We start from the raw sequence: 21125 nt of genomic DNA, 5'->3' as shown, positions 1-21125 counted from the left end.
GTCGGAAACGCAGCCGGGCATCTGGACCTTCCTTGACTTCGACGCGCCGGACGACGTAGCCGACGAGCTTTCGCAGGCTCTCGCCGAGTCACTGGCGAGCAAGGGCGGCTGGTACGCGGATTTCACTGTCGGCCATGACCGTGTCGTGGTCTTCGCAACCCGGGTCTTCCGCTACCGACGAGACGACCGGGTGAGGCGAGCTGAGGCCATCGGCCACGCCCATGTTGTTCCGGCAGGTCCCGCGCCGCGCAAATCACGAACAGGGCCATCGTTGGGCCTCCCCCTACGGCCGGGCTCTCGCCTGGTCCCGTGCAGCCGACGCTCCCGAGCCGCAAGTCGGCTGACCGCAAGGCCGGCTCCTCACGGAGCACCCGGATACCCAGTGGCAACAGCGTGATGGTGAGTCCGGCGACGGCGACGATGGACAGCGGTGTAGTGCCCTTTGAGTACGCCGGGCGGCAGGGCGCTCATCGCGCCCAGGGCGATTGCTCGGGGCAGCCCGAGCACCCGCGCCGGCCACGCGCCGATGGCGTGGACGCCCCAGCCAGCTGCCCCCACGCGAATCGTTCCTGGCGGACTGCGGTCAGGTGGTGGGCGTGGCGGCGGACTCGTGGGCGGGTTGGAACAGCTCGATCAGGTTGCCGGCGGGGTCGGCGAGCAGGATCTGGCGTCCGCCGGGTCCTGAGACCGGCTCGCTGCGGAACGACAGGCCTGCGCCACGGAGTCGGTCGATCTCGGCGTCCAGGTCGTCGACGATGAGGTGAATTCGGTTGCGGCCCGGGCTGCTGGCGTCGTTGGGGGTGGAGCGGGCGCCGGAACTGGCGGGTCCCGACAGCAGCAGCCGCAGCGGGCCGCGGACCACGTCGGCGAAGGCGGGTGCGGCGCTGGTATTCAGTTGGAAGCCGAGGTGGGTGGTGTAGAAGCCGACGGCGGCCTGAACGTCGTCGACGAGGTAGCGGACGCTGGCGTACTGGTCGGGCGCGGTCACGGCTCAACCTCCTTCGGGTTGGTCGTGGCGAGGACTGGCAGCAGATGCCGAACGCGGGTGTCGATGTCGGCTGCGGTTCGGGTGAAGGCGGAGTAGCTGGCCTGGTCGCTGTTGCCGGCCGCAGCGGGGTCGGGAACGCTCCAGTGCAACAGGCGGGGATGGTCATCGGACTCGAGACAGACTTCGCGGGCCTTGTCACACAGGGTAATCATCGACACGCTCCACTGCCCGTCACCGCATGCTTCCGCACACGTGCCTTCGGGTCAATCGTGAGGACGATCCCCCAAAGCTGCTTTCACACGATCGAAGGTGAGGGGTTCGCGATGAGCTGCGCAGGCTGCGGGTGGGCCACCCGCGTCGCGGTCAGGGAGTACCAGGACAGTCATCATCTGCTCAACGGGATAACCACCCACCCCCCGGTATTGATAGGGCCGCCCCTGGTCAGATGGGCGCGACGGGAGATGAATGGCCGGCTAGTGGCGAACCTCCGGCCGGCCCGCCATCGCGTAGTTGCGCGCCAGGCGGGCGCTGATTCTCCCACTACTTCGGGAAGTTGGCGGTGTTTTCACGGAGCTAGGTCGGGTAACCGACGCTTGAGAGCCCGGAAGCCGGTCGAAAAGCCGGGAAGCCGGGAGTGTCCGAGGCACCAACGGGTACCGCGGGCGTTCTCCTTTCCCGCGGTGCTTGCGCCTCCGATGTCGTGGAGGCGCCAACCCCGATGGGAGCATGATGATGAACGTTATCTTCCGCAACAGCGCGCTGTCCGTTGCTGGCCTTGTGGTGACCGGTGGAGTCGTCGCTGGCCCCGCGATGGCCGCACAAGCCGCCCCGGCCGAGAGCAAGCCGGGCGTCGCGGCGCAGCCCCAGCCCCAAGCGCAGCCCCCGCCCCAGCCCCAGGCGCAGCCCCCGCCCCAGCCCGCAGGTGAGGGCAGGCGGGTGCTGCCGCACGACTACCAAAGGCAGCCGAACGATTACTACTGCGCCCCGGCAGCGACCCGGATCGCCCTCTCCACCCAGGGCAAGGTCGTGCCGCAGCGCGATATCGCCAAGAAGCTAGGCACCACCACCGACGGCACCAACTCGGCGGACGACACCACCCGAGTGCTTAACGAGTTGACCGGCGGCGGCTACGACACCGTCAATATCGACGGTCCTACCGCTGAGCCGCAGCAGGTCGACAAGCTCCGCGCCGACGCGGTGGAGGCCATCGACGCCAAGCGGGGCGTAGTGGCCAACACTACGGGCACCGCAGTGGACACTAGCGGCGACCAGCACTCGTTTCCGGCAGGGCATTACATGAGCATCGTCGGGTACCGCGATGGTGGTGACACCCTGAAGATTGCCGACCCGTACGACCCGAGCAAGCACTATTGGATGAGCGACAAGAAGGTCGCCGACTGGATCGCCGAGCGCGGCTACTCCAGCTGACGCCGACTCACGGCAAGGTGGCAGGCCGGGTACCCGGAAACGGGACCCGGCCTCTGGCCCTGTGCACGCTACGACAAGGAGGTTGTGAGCCCTCGTCCTTCCAGTACAAGGGCGAGGCGCTGGGGCTCATCTGGGCAGGCGTCGACCTCGACGCCGGAGAGCTGACAGTCGGCCGCCAACTGCAACGCGTCCGCGGGCAGCTCCTTTACCGCGACACCAAGACCCAGGCGTCCGACGCCACACTCCCCCTGCCCGACATCTGCGTGACCGCACTCAGGCTGAGAAGCGAACAACGCGACGAGGCACGAGCAGCCGCCGGCAATGCCTGGCACGAAACCGACCTCGTATTCACCACCCGCTATGGCACGCCCATCGAGCCGCGCAACTTCCAGCGCTCTTGGCAGACGCGGTGCGAGAAGGCGAAGGTCAGACCGATCACCGTCCACGACGCGCGGCGTACCTGCGCCACGCTGCTGGCCGACCTCGACGTCCACCCGCGAGTCGCCATGCAGGTCCTCCGGCACGCCCGCTTCTCCGTGACCATGGAGATCTACACCCAGGTCTCTTCGAAGGCGACGAGAGAAGCACTCAAGCGGCTCGGCGAATCACTCGCCCAATGACCGGGCTGCTGTACAAAGCTGCTGTACGACAGCAAAAAAGCCACCTCCCGAATCCGGGAAGTGGCCTTTGACCTGCGTGGGCGATACTGGGATCGAACCAGTGACCTCTTCGGTGTGAACGTCGATCTCGCGTGTCGCCAGTTCACAGCCGATACCACGTGATGTCGTCGCGTGCGCTCCAGCCGCCGCCGGAGGTCGCCCCGTGATGGATGACGCCAGACCTCTTGCTGACTTCTTGCTGACACAGCGACCGAGGGTCTGGCCGCGACCGGCTTAGGCAATGCTGCTGCCAGACGCTGGCACTCTGGTGGGGAACCAGGCTGCCCGGCGGATCACCGTCGGTGGCACGACCCAGGCGTGTCGCGTGACTTTATCCAACGACCGCCAAGAAATCCGAGTAGAACAGGCCCAGGCCGACCGCCACGCAGACACCGGCCACGATCCAGAACCGGACCACAATATTGACCTCGCTCCAGCCGGCCAACTCGAAATGGTGGTGCAACGGCACCATCCGGAAGACACGTCTACCGGTGGTCCGGAACGAGACGATCTGGATCACCCAGGTCGTCGTGATGATGACGAAGAGCCCGCCGATCATGACCGAAAGCAGCGTCGTGCGGGTTGCCACTGCGAGCCCGCCGATCAGGGCGCCGAGCCCGAGCGAGCCCACGTCACCCATGAAGATCCGCGCCGGGGACGTGTTCCACCACAGGAAGCCCACGCAGGCGCCGGCCGCCGCCGCCGCGATCATGGCGATCTCCAGGGGATCCCGGACCTGGTAGCAGTAGTCGTTCACGCGGGCGTACGCGTCGTCGGCGCACCAGTGCCGGTACTGCCAGAAGCCGATCAGCGCGTACGCGCCGAGCACCAGGATCGACGCGCCGGTGGCCAGGCCGTCGAGGCCGTCGGTGAGGTTCACGCCGTTCGACATCGCCATGATCACGAAGACGATGACCATGACCGCGCCGACCTTGCCGACGTTCAGCCAGCTGATGTCGCGGATGAGCGAGATGTGCTCGCTGGCCACGGTCTGGCCGTTGGTGCTCGGCACGTAGAGAGCGGCGATGCCGAACCCGCCGCCGACGATCGCCTGGCCGAGCAGCTTGCCTTTGGCGGACAGTCCGTCGGAGTTGCGCCGGCGCACCTTGAGGAAGTCGTCGAAGAAGCCGACCGCGCCGCAGAAGACGAACAGCCCGAGCAGCACCAGGGCCGTCATGGTCGGCCCCTCCTGCGCGATCTGCCGCTCGGGCACGGTGGTCAGGGCGATGTGCCCGGCGACGTAGGCGAAGACGGTCGCCACGATGAAGACGACGCCGCCCATCGTGGGCGTGCCCTTCTTGCCCTGGTTGCTGGCAAGCCCGATGGATCGGATCGGCTGGCCGGCCTTGAGCGCGGTAAAGACGCGGATCGCCACCGGCGTGCCGAACAGGGAGATGATGAACGCGACCGCAGCCGCGACGATGACCGCCCTCACGGGCGAACCTCCGCGAGATCCGGATTTCTCACGGCGTCCCCACCGAGTGTCCAGATCAGCGCCTGACGTATCGACCTGAGCTGGCCGTGCAGATAGTCCTTAGCGAAATCATCGATCACGAGACACGAGCTTGCCATCCGACGGCGAGCGGAGCAGCCCTGGGGACCTCACAGCGCCGTGGTTCGTAACTCGCCGACACGAATCCGACGACGATCTTGCAGCGCCAGGCCCGAGGTTCAACTTGTGGCCTTGCCCGACCAGGAAGCCTAAGCCATCCCGATGCTCCTAACGAGGTCAAGCGGTCAGGGCGGTGAAGTCGGCGACCATGGCGGTGTAGACGTCGCGGACGATGTAGCGCTTGAGGCAGCGCGGGATCTCTTGCTTGCTGAGGCCTTCGGTGATGCGACGGCGGACGTAGGTCTGGGTTCGCTGGTCGTAGCGCATGCGGCACAGGGCGATGGTGTGCAGGGCGTGGTTGGCGCCGCGGTCGCCTCCGCGGTGAAGGCGGTGGCGGCGCACCCGTCCGGAGCTGGCCGGGATGGGTGCTGCGCCGCAGAGGTGTGCGAGGGCTGCTTCGGAGTGCAGCCGGTCGGGGTTGTCGCCGGCGGTGGTGAGCAGTTGAGCGGCGACGTCGGGACCGACGCCGAACAGGGCACTGGTGCGAGGTGCCGCCTGGGCAACAATGGGTGTGACCTGCCGGTCGAGGATGGTGATCTCGTCGGTGAGGGCAGCGACCCGGCGGGCAAGGCCGGCCAGGGCTGCCGCGGTGGCATGTTCCGGCTCGTGAAGCTTCGTGGGGTCGTAGGTCAGGCTCGTGCAGCGACGGACCAGCACGGCGGCGCTGAGCTTTGTCAGTCGGGCTCGCAGGGGTTCGGGGGCGGCGGCGACCAGGCCACGCATCTGATTCAGGGCGGCGGTGCGCGCTTTGACCGCTCCTCGGCGGGCGACCCTGAGGGCGCGGATCGCCTCGACCGGTCCGGTGCGGGTCTTGGGGGTGCCCATGGCGGTGCCGGCGAGGGTTGCCCGGGCGGCCGCGATGGCGTCGATCGGATCGGACTTGCCCTGGCGGCGGCGGGCGCGGCGGTCCGGCCGATCCACCTCTGTGACAGCGACCTTCTTGCTGGTCAGATAGCGGGCCAGGCCGGCCCCGTAGCTGCCCGTGCCCTCCACGCCCACGGCCGATACCCGTCCGAAGGAGCGCATCCAGGCCAGCAGATCCACATAGCCAGCTGTGGTCGCCGGGAACTCGGCGTCGCCCAGCAGCCCGCCCGTGCTGTCGATGACGGCGGCGTGGTGTGTGTCGCGGTGCGTGTCGACACCACCGATAACTGATCGCTTCTTGGCTGCCATGCTGGTGAGGTCCGCCTTTCTCGTCTGCGTCGAGAATCTGTGGACACGTCACCGGTCAGGTGATCGGACAACACAGTGGTGGGCGCCTCTCGCACAGGCTCCTATCAGGTCACGACGCCTGACCGGTGACATGCAGCTCGCGAGGCCACCGGGCGTGGCCGACGAATCGGGATGAGGACAGCAACCGTCGGTCTGCCGGTGAGTCAGACCAGCCCGGCGACCCACCCCACCATCCTCACTGTCTGCCGCCGACCCACACACCGTGGAGCGGGCCAGGGCCAGGGTGACAAGGTGGAGCGCCCTACCGGACGTACGACCTTGTCACCCTGGCCCTGGTCTGCTCGGCTTGCCTGGGTCGGTGGCTGGCGGGATGGCATCCCACCCCCACCACCCACAACCCGGAACCGTTCGGCAACTCCATCCTGGAGTCGTCTGACCCCCGCAGGAGGCAGCTCTAACCCCAACCCCGCCCCACCCACCGCTTCCCTCCCTCACCTTCACCCCTTCCCCACCTCGGACCCGTGAGCGGCCGACGGATTCCGTTCGGCAACTCGCCCCGGCCGACCGCAGACCGGTCCGCGGTGAGACGTCACGAGGTGGAAAGAGACGGTAGGGAGACGTTGTCGTCCTGGTCCCGGTCAACGTCGGGACTCGTCACCGGGTCACTTCACTGACCCAGGGGTGACGCGCGGGGCGGGGCGTGGGGTTCGGGCCGGCTGACTTTTCCGCCCCGGCGCCCTTGCGCCGGGGCGGCGGCTCCGCAGGAGCCGTTTGCCGCGCCCCGCCCCGCGCCGCGCGGAGCGCCTTGATCTGATAGAGCGGAATTCGGCAACGGGATGCCGTCTGGCGCTGGCGTGTCCCGGGACCTGCTTGACACTCGCGTCCCACCTGATGCCTGACATGATCCTCATGACACCGCAGAGGCCGTCACTGTCCGCGCCAGGAGCGCGCATCGCGGCAGTTGAGGATGCCGGCGGGGAGGGCGACCATCATGGTGTGCCGATCGCACGCCGTGACCAGAGCCGTCTGGGGTGCGTCGGGCAGAGACCCACGACTCGCGGGAGAAGAATGTGACTTCCGAGCTGTCGTTGATCGGTCTTTGGGCGGTCGCTGGGTGCAGCACACTGACCCTATGAACCGTCCGGCTGCGTTCCTCGCCGATCCGCCGCAAAGCCCGGCGGTGACTGCCGCCTACGAGGGCGATCTCACCTCCGACGGCTACGTCAACAACCTCACTCGTGTCTGGTGCTGGCGACCTGATGTGCTGGCGTCCTTCCAGGCCCTGCGTGCTGGTCTCCTGGCCGATTCAGGCCTGTCGCCAAGGGAAGTAGCCGTGATGGTCGCCGCCACCGCCGCTGCCCGCAGCGATGCTTACTGTGCGCTGGCGTGGGGTTCCAGGCTGGCCGAACTCAGTGACGAGGCGACCGCCGCAAGGGTGCTGCAAGGCGTCAATAGTGACCTGTCCGAGCGGGAGGCCGCACTGGCCGGTTGGTCTCGTCAGGTCGTCCAGGATCCGAATGCCACGACCGAGGCCAACGTGGAGCGCTTACGCGACGCGGGTCTCAATGACCAGGAGATCTTCGAGGCGACGACCTGGGTCGCGTTCCGGCTGGCGTTCTCCACTGTCAACGACGCGCTGGGCGCACGGCCAGATCCGCAGCTTGCTGAGAAAGCACCTCGGCTCGTCCGGGAAGCCGTCACCTACGGCCGCCAAGTCTAGGCGCACACAACCTTGGCCTCCACCGACAGCGGCGCCGTGACGCTCGCGCTGTCAGCGGCAGATCCGGATGCGCGCTCGGTCTGGCTGACGTCAGACGACGGTGGCGGTCACAGCCGACAGCAACCCGGGGTCAATGTCCAACGGGTTGCTGGTGCGTAGGGTGGCTTCCAAAGCAACCGCTGCATCACGTTCGGGCGAATCGGCATGGCATTCGCAGTCCAGCCATTCTGATGCGTAGTAGGCGTCGCCGATAACGCCACCGGGGTAGTCGAGGTCTGGGCTCAGTCGCGCCAGTTCCCGGACCGTCGCGAACTCGTCAGCGTCTGTTCGCGCGGATACCGCCTGCCCAACCAGACGCCCGACCAACTCGCTGGCCTCGTCTGCGGGGCAAATCAGTAATGGCAAGTTCAGACAGCAACTCGGGCACCAATTGGTCCACAAACCAAGGCGACGCCGTCCGGGACGGGCCGGCGAGTTCCGCAACCGCGTCCCCCTCCGCCCCTTGTGCGAGGAAGTGAGCGGCTACATCTGGCCAGTGACTGCTCAGTATGAGCCCAAGTTGGTGCGCACAACCAACGACACGGCGTTCATCGTTAGTGAGCACTCCGTTCACTCCACTGCCTCCGGTTTCGCTACCAATCCGCACCCAACATCATGCCCCGACCGTCCGGGGCGCCGACGTCCACTATTCGGCAAGACCGAGCGCCGTCTTGGTCGTCCAACCGTGACGCTGCGTGACGCGCGGTCAGCGGCACGAGCGAATCCATCCTCTCCGGCCGAGTCGATAATCGGTCGGCGTGATACGGCGGAGTGGATAAGGTCCGAGGCTGTGCGACCCCCCGAAATCACCGTTGCGACCGTGGCGGACCGTGCGCGAGTCGTCAGTTCATTGGTCGCCTCGTTCCCCAAGGACCCTGTCCTGCGGTATCTCTTCCCTGACGAGGGGACCTACCCGCTGTATGCGGCCACCTTCTTCGGGCACCTCTTCGACAAGCGTGTGCAGAAGGGGACGATCTGGACGATAGAGCGCGGCGCATCGACCGCCATCTGGGAACCTCCCACAACCGCGAACGCGTCCTCGGACGACGACCTCTCCGCTCACCTGCCCGCCGACGCGCTCGCCCGCGTCCGCGCCTACGACCGGGCCGTGCACGCCGCCCTACCGACCTCCCCGTTTTGGTACCTCGGTGTCCTGGGCACTCACCCGGACAGCGCCGGTCGTCGGTGGGGTCACGCTGTCATGGACGCTGGGCTGAGCCGAGCCGCCGCGGACGGCCTGCCCGCGGTCCTAGAGACCAGCAACCCGGCCAACGTCGAGGTGTACCGCCGTGCCGGATGGCAGGTCGTACGTACCCTGACCGAGCCCCTGTCCATCTGGGTCATGCAGCAGCAACCGGCCTGACGACCGGCGACGGCTTACATTCGTCCGTGGCCCGACGGTCCTGGTGTCAGCACGGCAGGTCGGCCAACGGCGCCAACCAGGTCGATGACGTCGGGTAGCGCGCCCATCGCGGCAGAGGCGTGCACACCACGGCACCCGATTGGCGGCACGTGTCACGGGCAAATACGTTGGCTGGCATCCGCGGATCGGGAAAGATTGACCGCGAGGTGACCCACGTGCGGACTCGACTGCGGCAGCTGCGAATCGACGCGCGGACCTTCGTGTGGCGCGCGGAGATTCATCACGTGCAGGGCAGCGGTGATTGCCACCGATGCATTCGCCTGCGGGTCTGGGGCGCTGGGAAGACGAGCCAGGCACTCCAGGCGGATCTGCTGTCGGTCGCCTGGCCGGCACCGTGGGGGGCATGCGCGACCGACGGCGCCCATCCGGCATCGGCCGACGTGCGAGCCGTCATCAGCTACGCCCTGAAGCACGGGTGGCAGCCTGAGAAGCAGGGCGGAACGTTCGTGCTGTCCAAGCACGAACATGCGGCCGGGTTCACCTTGCCCGATTTCCTTCTGACCGATCGGCTGCGCACGTCAGAGAGCGCGGATCCCACGCTTCGAGTTATCCGCGCCTACGAACGTCGTCATCGAGGATGACCGTCTTTCGCGCATCGGCATGACCCGCCGCTGAGGCGATCCGCTTGCCGTAACAGGCCGTAGCGCGCGGTTCGCGGCAGACGCGGATGCAATTCCGGCCGCCCGGCGAGACTGGACCAGGTCGCAGTTGCCAGGTGCTATTCGCCTTCCAGCCGACCTGCGTTGCCGCGGAATGGCCGTCCACCCTCGGTCGTCGGTAAGGCCGCGATTCTCGCGGTCCAGTGGTCAACGTAGGTCTTCATCCCGTCGGCATTGCGCGGAATGCTTAACCAGTCCCAGGCAGCGTCGCGAATCTCCCGTTGGGCGATCATCTCAGTACCATCGTCGTAGTCGAACGGGTAGCCGTCGACGATGTCCGACAAGTCCGCGTAGATGGGGTACAGCCCGTCAACATTCCCCACGTCGACCTTGGGGTGCAGCTCGGTCAGCGCACCCTTCAGCTCCTCGACCACGAACACCGGATCTTCTCTGCCCTTCAGCACTCGATGCATGTATCCATCGATGAGGTCAATCACAGCAGACAGGGAAGACGATACGGCGTCGGTCACCCTCTCATTGTCGCTTGCCGTGTCGCCCGCGCCGCATCTGATCCCGGCAGCGCAGAACGTTCCAGGGCCACGATGCCGCGAAGAGACGAAAAGATCGAGTGCGCGCTCATCGGCATGACAGGACGTTTCGTCGGCGGCCAACCTGCCGCCCCTAGTACTCCAGCCGGGGATTGTGATCATGGCTCGGTGAGGGCTTGCCGGGCGTAGTGGCTGGTCATGGCTCGGGCTTGGTGACGGCGCCGGCGGATCGACCAGAGCAGCGGGTCAGTGCGGCGGCGGGTTGGTTCGATGATCAGGATGTTGAAGAGGTGGCGGAGCTCGTTGACGGTCAGCGGGATCAGCCCGGTGGGCTCGCGGCTTTGGCGGTGACTGGCGGTCGCGGCGGCGAGGAAGGCGTGGGCCAGGATCGCGAGGGTGGTCCAGCGGTGCCAGGATGTCCAGCGGCGGGTTTGGTGCTGATCGAGGCCGAGTCCGGTCTTCGCGGCCTGGAACGACTCTTCGATTTTCCACCGGCGGCCCGCGACCGCGACGAGGGTGCGCAGCGCGGCGGGATCGGGTGACCAGCAGCGGTAGTAGGCCAGCTCGCCGGTGGTGCGGTTGCGGCGGATCAGCAGCCAGTGGTGTCCGCCGTGGCTGTCGGCGGCGTGCGGCAGGGCAGTGAAGGACCAGTCGTAGTAGCGGCGTCCCTTGGCGCCGCGGCCGGCGGACATGCGTTGCCACGCATCGGTGGGGAGACCCGCGGCCAGCGCATCGGCGCGGTAGACACCCAGGCCGGTGGTCACCCGATGGGAACAGGCCACCGCCACGACGTAGCCCAGCCGCAGCGCGCGCAGCCGGGCGCCCAGGCGCGGGTCACCGCCGTAGGCCTCGTCGCCGGCCACTCAACGGCAGGGCAGCCCGGCGGTTACAGCTGCCTCGATCATCGAGGCTGCCAGCTGCGACTTGGTGGCGAACCGCACCTGCTCCGGTATACCGGCCTGGGCCCGGCGCTCGGGATCATCGCACCAGGATTTCGGCAGGTAGAGGGCCGTGTCGAGCATCGCGTGACCGGTTTCGGTGGCGTAGACGAGATGCACGGCGAGCTGGCAGTTCTCGATCTTCCCGGCCGTGCCGGAATACTGCCGCTGGACGCCGACGGTGTGCCGGCCCTTCTTCAGATCACCGGTCTCGTCGATGACCAGCACAGCCTCGGCCTCGCCGAGGTGGTGGCCGACGAACTCGCGGACATCGGCGCGGACATCGGCGTCGTCCCACCTCACTCGGGTCAGCAGATCCTGCATCCTGTCCGGGCCGGCATCCCCGGCATACTCGGCAAGGGTCCAGCAGTTCTTGCGTGGCAGCGGCGCCAGCAAGCCCCGGACGAAGTCACGCACCAGGCGACGGGGCTCAGGCCTGCGGAAACGTTGCCCGACGGTCAGCATCAGGTCGTCGAACAACACCCGCCATCGCTGGGCATCTACCCTGTATCCGGCAGCCACCGCTGCGTCATGGTCAGTCCACACAACCGTCCATGATCGGCGGTGGCTGCCTTCGTTCCTGCACCACCTCAACCCGTCGCTCAGCCAAGGTCAACATCCGGACTGGAGCAGCTATAGGGTTTGCTCAGGCGGCGAGCTGTCGTTCAGATCCACACACTTCAGTTTTCCTTGTCAGACAAGGATGTCTCAGTGAGTAGCACACCGCACCTCGGTCCCATGCCCCAGCGCATTACCGTCGACGCGGATCAGGTGCGTCGGCTTGTTGCCGACCAGTTCCCTCAGTGGGCCGGCCTCTCGGTTCAGCCCGTAGCCAACGGTGGCTGGGACAACTGGACCTTCCACCTCGGCCCGCGGATGTCGGTGCGTTTGCCCAGCGCATCCGAGTACGCCTTGGCGGTCGATAAGGAACACCGGTGGCTTCCGGCGCTCGCCCCCCGACTCCCGCTGCCCATCCCCACCCCACTGGCGAAAGGTGAACCCGGCGCGGGCTACCCCTACTCGTGGTCGGTCTACCCATGGCTCGACGGCGAGCCTGCGAGCGCGGACAGCATCGCCGACCCCGTCCGGTTCGCGCTCGACCTGGCCGGGTTCCTGGCGGCCTTGCAGAGCGTCGATACCACTGACGGTCCCCGCCCCGGACAGCACAACTGGTTCCGGGGCGGCACGCTGCGCACCTACGAGGGGGAAGCCCAGCGCGCGCTCACGGCACTCGACGGCCACGTCGACATCGACCTGGCTTGCGAGATCTGGCAGAGCGCACTGGACGCACGCTGGAACGGTGTGCAGATCTGGTTCCACGGTGACGTCGCCCAAGGAAATCTCCTGCTCATCGATGGGGAGTTGGCAGCTGTCATCGATTTCGGGACATGTGGCGTCGGCGATCCAGCCTGTGACCTGGCAATCGCGTGGACACTGCTGACCGCTGACGGCCGGCAGGCGTTCCGGGAGCGGCTGTCGGTCGATGAGGCGACATGGGCGCGCGGGCGCGGCTGGGCCCTCTGGAAGACACTCGTCACCTGCGCCTACACCCCGGGCGATGCCGACAAGCCCGCCGCGAGCGCGCTGCGCATCCTCGGCGAGATCTTCTCTGAATACACGGCCGGCGCCGTCATCAAACCCAAGCCATGAACAGCCACTACGCCCGGCAAGCCCTCACCGAGCCATCATCACAATCCCCGGCTGGAGTACTAGGTTCTGGACCTGTCGCACATCAGTTGGCGGACATGTGTCGCGGATCTGCTGTCGGATCACAATCGCAGGCAGCTCCACGTCCCGTCACGGGACATGCTGACAGTGGCGTCCCACCACGCGCTTGACATGATCGGCCTGACTACCCTGCCGGGATGCGCTATCGGTACGGGCAGGCAATCGTGAGACGCGGCATGCATCCGGATGGGCGTATCGCTGCGGTCCAGTGCGGGCGGGTCGTCTCGGACGACGTACGTGGTCTGCTGTTCTGGGTGGACCGAGGATCGGCAACGGTGGGCCGGGTCGCTCTCGACGGCACACCGACGCGAGTCCTGCCCGTTCGGGACGAGTTGGTCATGCCGACCCTGCTTCAGCCCGGCTCCTGGCAGCCATATCGAACACTGATGCTGATGCCGCCGGGTGCTGGTCACTCGATCTGGTGGTCATGGGACGCCGCCGGCGACTTCGTCGGCTGGTACGTCAACTTGGAAGCCCCGGTTCACCGCTGGGCCGGTGGCGTCGACGTGCAGGACCAGGCCCTCGACCTGCTCGTCGCCCCGAACCGCAGCTGGTCATGGAAGGACGAGGACGAGTTCGCCGCACAGACCGGCGACCCGCTCTTCTGGGATGCCGCTGACGCTGCCCAAATCCGCGCCGAGGGTGAGCGACTCATCGTCCGCGCCGAAGGCGGTGAGTTTCCATTCGACGGCACCTGGTGCGACTTCCGGCCAGATCCAGCGTGGTCGCCAACCCCTCTGCCCTACTGGTGGGACACGCCCAGCCATGGCGTCATCGTCCCCGACCTCGCTGCCACTTCCGGGGGCAAGGAGGCATGTCGGCACGGGTGCAGCCAGGCCACGAACTGGCCGCCGCAAACCGCGCTTGCCGCTCTCGACCCACACACAAAGACAGCCGGGCCCTGACTGGCCCGACTGCCTTCTAACGCTGCCCTGCCTCCTACACCTCTCTACGCCGCCAGCCCAAGCAGCTCGCAAGCGCGAGCGTTGAAGCGCTGAACTTCCGGCACCTTCGGGTAGGGCTCCATCCGCCGTTGCAGGTCGCGGACGGTCTCAATAGCACGGGACGAGTTGACTGATGCCGAGAGCTCGACAACCCGCGTTGCGCGAGACGCCGCGGCATCTACGTCGGAGCGGTCGAGGTCGGCCACCGCCAGCGCTGCCTCGCTCAGCGCACCGCGGCGCGCCCTCCCCTGCCGCCGTGCGCCGATGGCGGATTCCGTGGCGAACCGTTCGATCTCTGCCGGCTGCTTGAGGTCACGGAAGCAGTGGGCAGCCTCGCCGAGCAGGTACGGAGTGTCGATGAACTTGGCCCACGCAGGTTCATCGTCGTGCTGGACTCGGGCGAACACCTCCTCAGCTCGTGCAACGGACGCAGCGGCGGCGGGGGCATCACCGAGGGCTGCGAGGGCACGCGCCTCAAGGATGTGCAGGTCTGCGAGGCATGCCACGGACTCACCTTCGGCAAGCCCTCGGCGGCCAGCTCGTGCCAGCATCAGTGCCTCGCGGGATGCCCCAGCAGGTTCGCCTGGTCTGACATGCCCGCTAGGACGTAAGCGCCGAGAGCGGTGCTGTTCGACGCCTGGGCGAGCCGGAGCGCCTGGATCAGGTAGCGCTGCGCCAAGCCGTGCTCGCCGTCGTCGTAGGCCATCAAGTGGCGTGCGGCCTGGGTCGACTCCGAGGGTGTCGAGTGGTCGGCGGAGTTCACCACCGAGCGGGAGGCGGTGTCGCACGTGGCGAAGATGGCGCCGGGCGGCCTGCGCTTCCACGACCTGCGGCACTCGTACGCGACGGAGCTGGTGTCGCGGGGCGTCCCGGTCAACGACGTCCAGGCCGTGATGGGCCACGAGAAACCGTCGACCACGCTGAACCTCTACACCCACCGGTCGGACGGACGGCCCCAACGCATCCGCGACGCATTCGCTGACGATCCGCTGACGTCCAACGACGAATGACGATGGAATCAGCAAGAGGCACCCTCTCCCGAGGGTGCCTCTTCTGCGCTATTCCGATCATGGGCGATACTGGGATCGAACCAGTGACCTCTTCGGTGTGAACTCTCGGCAAGCCGGTCGGATCGGGTGTCGTCCGAGGTCATCCGGCCTGCTGGGGATCGTCTCGGCCTGGTGTGGCTGGCAGGGTTGCTGTACTTCGCTGCTGTACTGCTGGCTTTGACCGCTCGGCCTCTCTGGTCCACCCGAGGAAGCGGCGGTGCAACGCGCCGGCCGGCGTCCAGGGCATGTCCTCGGCGGCCTGGACGAGGTAGGAGCCGAGGTAGAGGGCCAGAGATACTGGAGCATCCGCATACTCCGCTCGAAGCTCCCGCCTCCGCGTCGAGCAGGGCCACGGAAGGTCGCAGCCTCCGCAGCTCCAGATCGGCATGACCGGGCCGTGGGTGGTCACCGCACACCAGCCAGGAACCGGGTGGTGATCACGCGGGCCTGCCGCCTGGTCGCCCAATCCACCTGCCAGCACGGGTACGGCACCAGCCGCGACCACCACACTCGGCAACCGACGCACATCCCGTCGAGCCCACGGACGTGTACCGCGAGAATCGCCTGTTCCTGGTCGCCGCTCGCTCGGCTTCTCCGTTCGGCCAGTGACCACGGTTGATCGGGATCCGGTGCCCGGTATGGCAGGGCAGTTCAACACCGCATCGGCAGATGCGCCGCCAGCTCTGCCAGGACCAGACCGGCCGGTGCCGTCGGGCGAGGGTCAGGGCAGTCGCGAGCAAATACTCGTCGCACACGACGCGCCGCCTGTCTGGAGTCGACATGCCATGAGAGCCGGCCCCCACTCGGCTCACCCGTGGGTTGCGTCCCGTAGCCGGTGCGCTGGCCCAGCGTCATCGGCATAGTCGGCACCATCTGCGTCGGCTCGCAGTACCACTGCGTTTCCCGCAACCGCTCCGCCTGGTCGAGCAGCCGCCGCTGCGCCTCCGCCTGCTCGCTCGCCTGGTACCGCTGCCCGATGCCCGGCGGTGGCGGCGGCTCCGGCCGTCGGAACAGCCACCGCACCAGCTTGCACAGCTCGGACCAGATCGCCACAGGTTCCGCCTCCTCATCGAGCGTCGGAAGGCGGCAAGTCTCGTCAGGTCCTATCGGGTATCGAGACTAAAAGAGCCCCGCCGCCGCCAGTGACCTCGACGCTACGAGCGGTCACGGGCGGCGGCGGGGAGAGTTTGTACCCGAGGTAGCGCTACCCCATCACCCCGATCGCGAGAGCCAGTTCCCGCGCGTCCTCCCCGACCGTGCCCGGCCGGTTCGACAGCTCCAGAGCGACCGTGCGGGCGTACGGATGGTGCCGCACCGTGTCCACGCTCTCTCGCAGTGCCCGGCCGAGCAGGTGAATCGCCGCGACCTCGCCTCGGTGCAGCATGTGCGCCCGAGCGGCCTCGATCAGGGCGCCAGCCCGACGGGTGTGCGACGGCAGCGCCCGATAGTCCGCTGTGTCGGCCCGCCGGACGGCCTCACCGGCTCGACACAGGTCCGTCTCAATGGTGACCGCGTACGCCGCGCAGGCGGCCGGCCCGAACATCAGCCAGGGGTGGGCGTACCCGCTACCAAGCCGGCTCGCGGCCTCGCCGGCGGCGTCCCACGCGCGCCATGCCTTCCCGGGCCGCCCGGCCTTGCTGTGCCCCAGCGCGATGCCGAGCTGCGCCTGCCCCCACCGCGCCAACTGCTCACCACCCGCAGCCGGGTCAACCAGGACCGCGGCGTCGACGAGCACCTGTTCAGCGGCGTCGACCTGATTCGCGCCACGGTAGACGTGGGCGTAGTACCAGGCGGCTACGGCGATCGCAGCGGAGTCGTCGGCGTCCTGCGCGGCGAGCATCGCCCGGTCGGCGGCGAGCCACACCAACTCCGGATACGGCTGGTGGGCCATGTACAACTGCGCAAGGTGGTAGACACGCGCCAACTCGACAAGCGCCTGCCGGCGGGCCAGGCCGTCCAACCGGCGAGCGCTGCGTTGCGCATCAGCCAGCAGCCCGGGAAGCACCGCGGCGACGGCCGTACGCTCGACGGTCGACCGGTGCCACAGCGCCCACGCCTGGTCGAGCAGGCTCCGCAGCGCGTCGACGGGCGTCGGATCGCCGACCGGCACGGTAGTGCGCTGCATGGCGGCGGCAACGTTGTCGATATCGGGGTGACCGGCGCGGGTTACCGACGCGACCGGCAGGGACTGGTCGCCGGTCAGCTCCGCCAGATCGGAGATGTCGAGCACCTCGGCCAGGCGAAGCAGCATAGGCAGGCGGGGCGGGAGGAGACGGCCATTCTCCAGGGCCTTGACCCACTCGGCGCTACGGCCGACGAGTCCACCGAGGACCAGACGGGTCTTCCCTGCGCGTTCGCGGTGAGCGCGAAGACGCGCACCAAAGGTCGTGGGGTCGGTCATCGTCGTCTCCCAGGTAGCGGTCTGGGCGGCGGGCCGCCGGCCGCTACTCCGGCGGGCCGCCACAGTCGACGGTACTCGCAAGGAACCGTCGACGCGCCCTGCCGCAGACTAGTTGCGAAGAATGCCGGGCGAGTCTCATCGACCAGGCACGCGGGGCGTCCCACGAGACCGCCCTCAGAGACTCCGTCTTCCGCTCCGTCCGGTGGTGTTCGCCGGCGGTCGGCTCCGTTGATGTCATCTGCGGATGTCAGGCATGCATCGACCCCCACGCTTGCCAGGATGCGGCAGCTCCTGGTCCCTGTGCTCGATGCCTGGCTGAGCGTGCCGTTACTGTCCGCCGTCGTCCGGTCTAGGCCGCCCGCGTTGGCTACTCGCCTGGCTACTCAGGCAACGCCCGATTCAGCCGATTAGAGGACGAGCGCCGCTTGGCCACCGGTCGCAGCCTCGGCAGCAGTCCCCTGCTGGCTTGGCTCGTCGTGCTGCTCTGGAACTGGGTTGGGGTCACGTAGGGGTCAGCTCCACGGCTGGCCGTCCGTTGCTGCCGGTTGCCCTCGCCGCGATTGCCGCTACGACCGGTCATGTACGACGTGCAACGAGACCGATGTCGCACCGGTCCGACTCCTTGTACTCGCGGCCCCAACGGAAACCGGTCATGTACGACCAGTGCAACAGCACGGCGTAGTCGTTGTAGTCGAACGGCGACGCGAAAGCCGAGCAGCAGGAGTGCTACTGAATGCGGCGGCGTCTCCGCGTCGGGAGACGCCGACGCGCTCGTGGTCAGTCGGTGGCGCGCCAGCTGCTCGGGACGCCGTGGACGCCGATCGAGTGGGGCTGGTCGCCGCCGCGGGTCATCAGCCAGATCTGCGGGTCGATTGCCGCGGAGTTCGGGTCCCAGGCGTCGGGATCGTTCGGGCCGCGGCCGTATGACAACCAGCGCCCGTCCGGGGACCAGGTCGGGCTCAGTTCCGTGATACCCGGCGTGTCGGTCAGCCGCTTAGTGCGGCCGTTCACGGCGTTGACCAGCCACAGGTCGCCGTCCGCTTGGACGGCGATGCTGCGGCCGTCGGGGTTCCAGTCGAGGTGCCAGGCGCCCGGCAGGTCGGTGAGTGTGCGCGACCGGGAACCGTCCGCGCGATAGATCTGTACGCCAGGCATGGTCGCTGTGGCGAAATGCTCGCCCCTGGGAGCCCACGACATTTGCAGGTCGTTGAATGCGCTCTGGGTCACGTTACGCACCGAAAACCCGTCGGTGCTGGCCACGTAGATGTCGCCGCACGACTCGAAGCCGACCGACTTGCCGTCCGGCGACCAGCGTGGGCTAGCCGGCCCGCACGGTCCGTCGACCAGCCGCCGGTCGTCCGAGCCGTCCATCGCCGACATGGTGCGCACGCTGAATTCATAGACGTAGGCGATCCGGGTGCCGTCTGGCGAGTAGTCGGGGTATGCGAACCCGGCAGGAGGCTGGCTGTACACGTACATCGCCGTCCCGTCCGGCCGGACGCTGCGCAACTCTCCGTAGTAGCCGGAGGTGCTGCCGACGGAGTTTGTGTAGAGGATACGGCCGCCGGGCGTGGCGGCCGCAGCGTCGGCCACCGAGGCCGGCATGGCGATCACAAACATCGCGATCGTCCCCATGGTCATCCAGGTGCGGTATCGACGCATGGAGCACTCCTTCCGTAGCACTCGAGTCATACCTATCTCCGGACTGTAGTAGGACCGCCCAAGCCGGAAATGATCTCTCGAACGGCCGATGAACAAATTTCCCCACGTGCGCGCTGCACGGCAACCGCCGGTGCATGTGCTGGTCGGGCTCTCTGCCGTCGTGCAGACTCAGCCCGGCCGTGGAACGAATCAACGCCCCTCCACGGAGGAGCCTTGACCTGCTGTTACCTCTGGTCCGGGTGGCAGGCGCGCACGGTGGAGCGTCAATGGCCCAGGACCGCAGCCGATGTCGAGGGCGCGAGTGACCTACCTGCGGCGGTACGGCGGCGCCCGGCCGGTCCGGAAGGCGCCGCTGGGGCATCCGCTGCACCGGCGCTGGGCACTTACGGGTTTGCCGCAGCCCTGACGGCGGGAATGACATCCGTCGTGCCCGATGATCTTTAGACGGTCCCTCGCCTGGACGCCAACTCCTCACTGCCGACGCGCCGATTGACGTACCCCCAATGAGGTGATCTCACCTACTTCAGGTGAGTCGGCCGTGTTCGAAATGGGTGAGAACGAGTGCGGCTTTGACGATGTCGCCGATCTTGCGGGGGCTGGCGGTGATGTGGTGGAGGGTGCGCCAGCGGCCGGTGAGTAGCGCGAAGCCGCGTTCACCCAGGCAGCGCAGTCCGCGTAGGAGCGCGTTGTAGGTGCGGTTGTCCACGTCGAGTACTTGGTCACCGGCAGGTTGTTTGAGTGGGGTGTGCACGCCGATGCCCGCGCCTTCGTAGCCGCCGTCGGACAGAGTCGGTAGTTCGAGCTGGGACGCGGTGACGGTCTGATTTGGCCCCACCCTGGGCTTGCTGGGCCTCGTGGCGGGAGCGGGTCTGGGCGAGGCGGTAGGAGTGTGTGCCGATCTCGATGATGTTGCCGCCGTAGGTGAGCCGGTCGACGATGGCCCGCGCACAAGCGCGGGTCGGTGAAGGTCTTGGTCCATCCGGAGAAGGATTCGTTGGAGGCGATCGCGACGCTGTTGCGTTCTTCGCGCTCGGTCAGGACCTGGAAGAGGCCAAATCAAGCCGGGGAGGCTGGCTTGTCGGTGCTCGGACCTAGTATGCGGAGCATGACGCGGTATGTCGACGAGGATCTGCACGGTGCGGAGTTCCGCGAGTGCGATCTGACCGGGGCACGCCTGATCGGCGTCGTCATGCAGGATGCCGTGATCGACGGGCTCATCACCAATCTCGTGGTGAACGGTGTCGAGGTCACCGAGTACGTCGAGGCAGAGCTCGACCGGCGTCATCCGGTGCGGGTGCTGATCCGCTCCGAGGACCCTGCCGATCTGCGCGAGGCATCGCGTCAGCTCCATGCCGGCTGGGCCGCCACGATCGAGCGAATCCGCCGTACGCCCGGCATCGAGCGCCGCAGCGTGAACGACGAGTGGTCGGCGGTGCAGACGATGCGCCACCTAGTCTTCGTCCACGACTCGTGGTTCCGCCGCTGCTGCCTGGGCTCGACGGAGCTGTTCACGCCGATGGGCATCGGGACGACCGTCGAGCCCTACCGTGGAGCGCACGGGCTTGACCTCTCGCTCGATCCGGCCCTCGACGAGATCGTGAGCGTGCGTGACGCACAGGCCGCCGAGCTCGAGGCCTGGCTCGACGAGGTCACCGCTGTGCAGCTCGCAGCGCGAGCGCCGGTGCCCGACGACGATGTCTGGCCGCCGTACGCCCGGGGCCGCTTGGTGCGGCAGTGCCTCGGCACGGTGCTCAACGAGACCTTCGAGCACCACGGCTTCTGCGTCCGCGACCTCGACCTGATCGAGGCACAGGACGCTGAGTAGGGCCGGCTACGGACTCAGCATCTTGCGGATGCGGGCATCGCTGACCGTCTGCGCGGTGCCGAGCTGCTGGGCCCAGAGCTGGACGCGGTACTTCTCGAGCATCCGGCGGGCCTGACCTAGGTGCTGGCCGGGCGGGCGGCCGTCGGGAGCGCGGCGAGCTTGTTTCGCCCTATCGGCGCGTTGGTCGCAAGATTGAATTCGACGGTGACCCGATGGATCTGAGCGCAACAGCCTTCGCTAACAATCTGCAACCGATCCGCGAGGCATGGCGACGAATGGGTTTCAAGCCTCAGCAGCCGCAGGACGACGCTTAGAGCCTGGTAAATAAGGGGTTCCGGGCGTCGGCTGGCCTCGTGGAGATTGATGATTGCGGCCGTACGGGCGTGGCG

At 67.5% G+C, this 21125-nt stretch carries 22 protein-coding genes and 4 pseudogenes; 9 read left to right on the top strand and 17 right to left on the bottom strand.

All coding sequences use genetic code 11. The features are described 5' to 3' along the window. Nucleotides 1–583 precede the first annotated feature (583 nt). Nucleotides 584–988: a VOC family protein gene (locus tag ACLQ2U_RS27290; RefSeq protein ID WP_425753769.1), complete on the bottom strand. Its 405-nt coding sequence runs from the start codon at nucleotides 986–988 to the stop codon at nucleotides 584–586. Beyond that, the gene (locus tag ACLQ2U_RS27285; protein WP_425753768.1) at nucleotides 985–1206 is read right to left on the bottom strand and encodes a hypothetical protein; all 222 of its coding nucleotides are present in this window, start codon (nucleotides 1204–1206) and stop codon (nucleotides 985–987) included. The genes ACLQ2U_RS27290 and ACLQ2U_RS27285 overlap by 4 nt, the downstream gene beginning before the upstream one ends. A 514-nt stretch (nucleotides 1207–1720) precedes the next feature. Here ACLQ2U_RS27285 and ACLQ2U_RS27280 point away from each other — a divergent pair. After that, nucleotides 1721–2416 (top strand): C39 family peptidase, encoded by a 696-nt coding sequence (locus ACLQ2U_RS27280; RefSeq protein WP_425753767.1) that lies wholly within the window; start codon nucleotides 1721–1723, stop codon nucleotides 2414–2416. Nucleotides 2417–2523: 107 nt separating this feature from the next. Then, nucleotides 2524–3036: pseudogene (locus ACLQ2U_RS27275) on the top strand (tyrosine-type recombinase/integrase); the annotation flags it as partial. A gap of 370 nt (nucleotides 3037–3406) precedes the next feature. Here ACLQ2U_RS27275 and mraY read toward each other — a convergent pair. Together mraY and ACLQ2U_RS27265 are read right to left on the bottom strand one after the other, a co-directional pair. Beyond that, complete coding sequence (mraY, locus tag ACLQ2U_RS27270) at nucleotides 3407–4510, bottom strand: phospho-N-acetylmuramoyl-pentapeptide-transferase (protein WP_425753766.1); 1104 nt, start codon at nucleotides 4508–4510, stop codon at nucleotides 3407–3409. Nucleotides 4511–4804: 294 nt separating this feature from the next. Continuing rightward, nucleotides 4805–5860, bottom strand: coding sequence for an IS110 family transposase (locus ACLQ2U_RS27265; RefSeq protein ID WP_425753765.1), 1056 nt, complete (start codon nucleotides 5858–5860; stop codon nucleotides 4805–4807). Nucleotides 5861–6992: 1132 nt separating this feature from the next. On the opposite strand from ACLQ2U_RS27265, the gene ACLQ2U_RS27260 reads away from it, so the two are divergent. Then, on the top strand, nucleotides 6993–7580 hold the full coding sequence (locus tag ACLQ2U_RS27260) for a carboxymuconolactone decarboxylase family protein (RefSeq protein WP_425753764.1): 588 nt from the start codon (nucleotides 6993–6995) through the stop codon (nucleotides 7578–7580). 90 nt (nucleotides 7581–7670) lie between these two features. Here ACLQ2U_RS27260 and ACLQ2U_RS27255 read toward each other — a convergent pair whose 3' ends face one another. After that, nucleotides 7671–7985, bottom strand: coding sequence for a hypothetical protein (locus tag ACLQ2U_RS27255; protein WP_425753763.1), 315 nt, complete (start codon nucleotides 7983–7985; stop codon nucleotides 7671–7673). Nucleotides 7986–8439: 454 nt separating this feature from the next. Here ACLQ2U_RS27255 and ACLQ2U_RS27250 point away from each other — a divergent pair, with 454 nt between their 5' ends. Then, nucleotides 8440–8982 carry a GNAT family N-acetyltransferase gene (locus ACLQ2U_RS27250; protein WP_425753762.1) on the top strand — a complete coding sequence of 181 codons (543 nt, stop codon included), beginning with the start codon at nucleotides 8440–8442 and terminating at the stop codon, nucleotides 8980–8982. A gap of 215 nt (nucleotides 8983–9197) precedes the next feature. Continuing rightward, nucleotides 9198–9623: an integrase gene (locus ACLQ2U_RS27245; RefSeq protein ID WP_425753761.1), complete on the top strand. Its 426-nt coding sequence runs from the start codon at nucleotides 9198–9200 to the stop codon at nucleotides 9621–9623. 137 nt (nucleotides 9624–9760) lie between these two features. Here ACLQ2U_RS27245 and ACLQ2U_RS27240 read toward each other — a convergent pair whose 3' ends face one another. Continuing rightward, entirely contained in the window at nucleotides 9761–10171 is a 411-nt protein-coding gene (locus tag ACLQ2U_RS27240) for a hypothetical protein (RefSeq protein ID WP_425753760.1), read from the bottom strand. A gap of 176 nt (nucleotides 10172–10347) precedes the next feature. Further along, nucleotides 10348–11592 (bottom strand): annotated as a pseudogene (locus tag ACLQ2U_RS27235) (IS701 family transposase). A gap of 273 nt (nucleotides 11593–11865) precedes the next feature. Between ACLQ2U_RS27235 and ACLQ2U_RS27230 the strand changes: the two are divergent. Next, the gene (locus tag ACLQ2U_RS27230; RefSeq protein ID WP_425753759.1) at nucleotides 11866–12777 is read left to right on the top strand and encodes an aminoglycoside phosphotransferase family protein; all 912 of its coding nucleotides are present in this window, start codon (nucleotides 11866–11868) and stop codon (nucleotides 12775–12777) included. Nucleotides 12778–12992: 215 nt separating this feature from the next. Next, nucleotides 12993–13760 (top strand): DUF402 domain-containing protein, encoded by a 768-nt coding sequence (locus tag ACLQ2U_RS27225; protein WP_425753758.1) that lies wholly within the window; start codon nucleotides 12993–12995, stop codon nucleotides 13758–13760. A gap of 44 nt (nucleotides 13761–13804) precedes the next feature. Here the strand turns inward: ACLQ2U_RS27225 and ACLQ2U_RS27220 are convergent, their stop codons facing one another. Both ACLQ2U_RS27220 and ACLQ2U_RS27215 read right to left on the bottom strand, forming a co-directional pair. After that, a complete protein-coding gene (locus ACLQ2U_RS27220) occupies nucleotides 13805–14305 on the bottom strand; it encodes a hypothetical protein (protein ID WP_425753757.1) in 501 nt (166 codons plus the stop codon). A gap of 44 nt (nucleotides 14306–14349) precedes the next feature. Next, entirely contained in the window at nucleotides 14350–14562 is a 213-nt protein-coding gene (locus ACLQ2U_RS27215) for a hypothetical protein (protein ID WP_425753756.1), read from the bottom strand. Between the two features lie 34 nt (nucleotides 14563–14596). Here ACLQ2U_RS27215 and ACLQ2U_RS27210 point away from each other — a divergent pair, with 34 nt between their 5' ends. Then, entirely contained in the window at nucleotides 14597–14809 is a 213-nt protein-coding gene (locus ACLQ2U_RS27210) for a tyrosine-type recombinase/integrase (RefSeq protein ID WP_425753831.1), read from the top strand. A 139-nt stretch (nucleotides 14810–14948) separates the two neighbouring features. Here ACLQ2U_RS27210 and ACLQ2U_RS27205 read toward each other — a convergent pair whose 3' ends face one another. The 6 genes and pseudogenes from ACLQ2U_RS27205 to ACLQ2U_RS27180 form a co-directional block, all read right to left on the bottom strand. Then, entirely contained in the window at nucleotides 14949–15257 is a 309-nt protein-coding gene (locus tag ACLQ2U_RS27205; RefSeq protein WP_425753755.1) for a hypothetical protein, read from the bottom strand. Continuing rightward, nucleotides 15254–15703, bottom strand: a pseudogene (locus ACLQ2U_RS27200) (hypothetical protein). Before ACLQ2U_RS27200 ends, ACLQ2U_RS27205 begins: the two are co-directional and overlap by 4 nt. A 349-nt stretch (nucleotides 15704–16052) precedes the next feature. After that, nucleotides 16053–17249 (bottom strand): helix-turn-helix domain-containing protein, encoded by a 1197-nt coding sequence (locus ACLQ2U_RS27195; RefSeq protein WP_425753754.1) that lies wholly within the window; start codon nucleotides 17247–17249, stop codon nucleotides 16053–16055. A 777-nt stretch (nucleotides 17250–18026) separates the two neighbouring features. Next, on the bottom strand, nucleotides 18027–18890 hold the full coding sequence (locus ACLQ2U_RS27190; protein ID WP_425753753.1) for a hypothetical protein: 864 nt from the start codon (nucleotides 18888–18890) through the stop codon (nucleotides 18027–18029). Nucleotides 18891–19434: 544 nt separating this feature from the next. Beyond that, nucleotides 19435–19746, bottom strand: coding sequence for a transposase family protein (locus ACLQ2U_RS27185; RefSeq protein WP_425753752.1), 312 nt, complete (start codon nucleotides 19744–19746; stop codon nucleotides 19435–19437). A 28-nt stretch (nucleotides 19747–19774) separates the two neighbouring features. Further along, nucleotides 19775–19961: pseudogene (locus tag ACLQ2U_RS27180) on the bottom strand (ATP-binding protein); the annotation flags it as partial. 55 nt (nucleotides 19962–20016) lie between these two features. Here ACLQ2U_RS27180 and ACLQ2U_RS27175 point away from each other — a divergent pair. Continuing rightward, on the top strand, nucleotides 20017–20736 hold the full coding sequence (locus ACLQ2U_RS27175; RefSeq protein WP_425753751.1) for a DinB family protein: 720 nt from the start codon (nucleotides 20017–20019) through the stop codon (nucleotides 20734–20736). A gap of 6 nt (nucleotides 20737–20742) precedes the next feature. Here ACLQ2U_RS27175 and ACLQ2U_RS27170 read toward each other — a convergent pair whose 3' ends face one another. After that, complete coding sequence (locus ACLQ2U_RS27170; RefSeq protein WP_425753830.1) at nucleotides 20743–20934, bottom strand: DUF3418 domain-containing protein; 192 nt, start codon at nucleotides 20932–20934, stop codon at nucleotides 20743–20745. After that, nucleotides 20853–21125: hypothetical protein (locus ACLQ2U_RS27165; RefSeq protein WP_425753833.1), on the bottom strand; the 273-nt coding region annotated here is incomplete at its 5' end. The genes ACLQ2U_RS27165 and ACLQ2U_RS27170, both read right to left, overlap by 82 nt.

This window comes from Micromonospora sp. DT47, assembly GCF_049844475.1.
GTDB lineage: Bacteria > Actinomycetota > Actinomycetes > Mycobacteriales > Micromonosporaceae > Micromonospora.
This window is presented reverse-complemented; position numbering and strand designations above follow the sequence as displayed.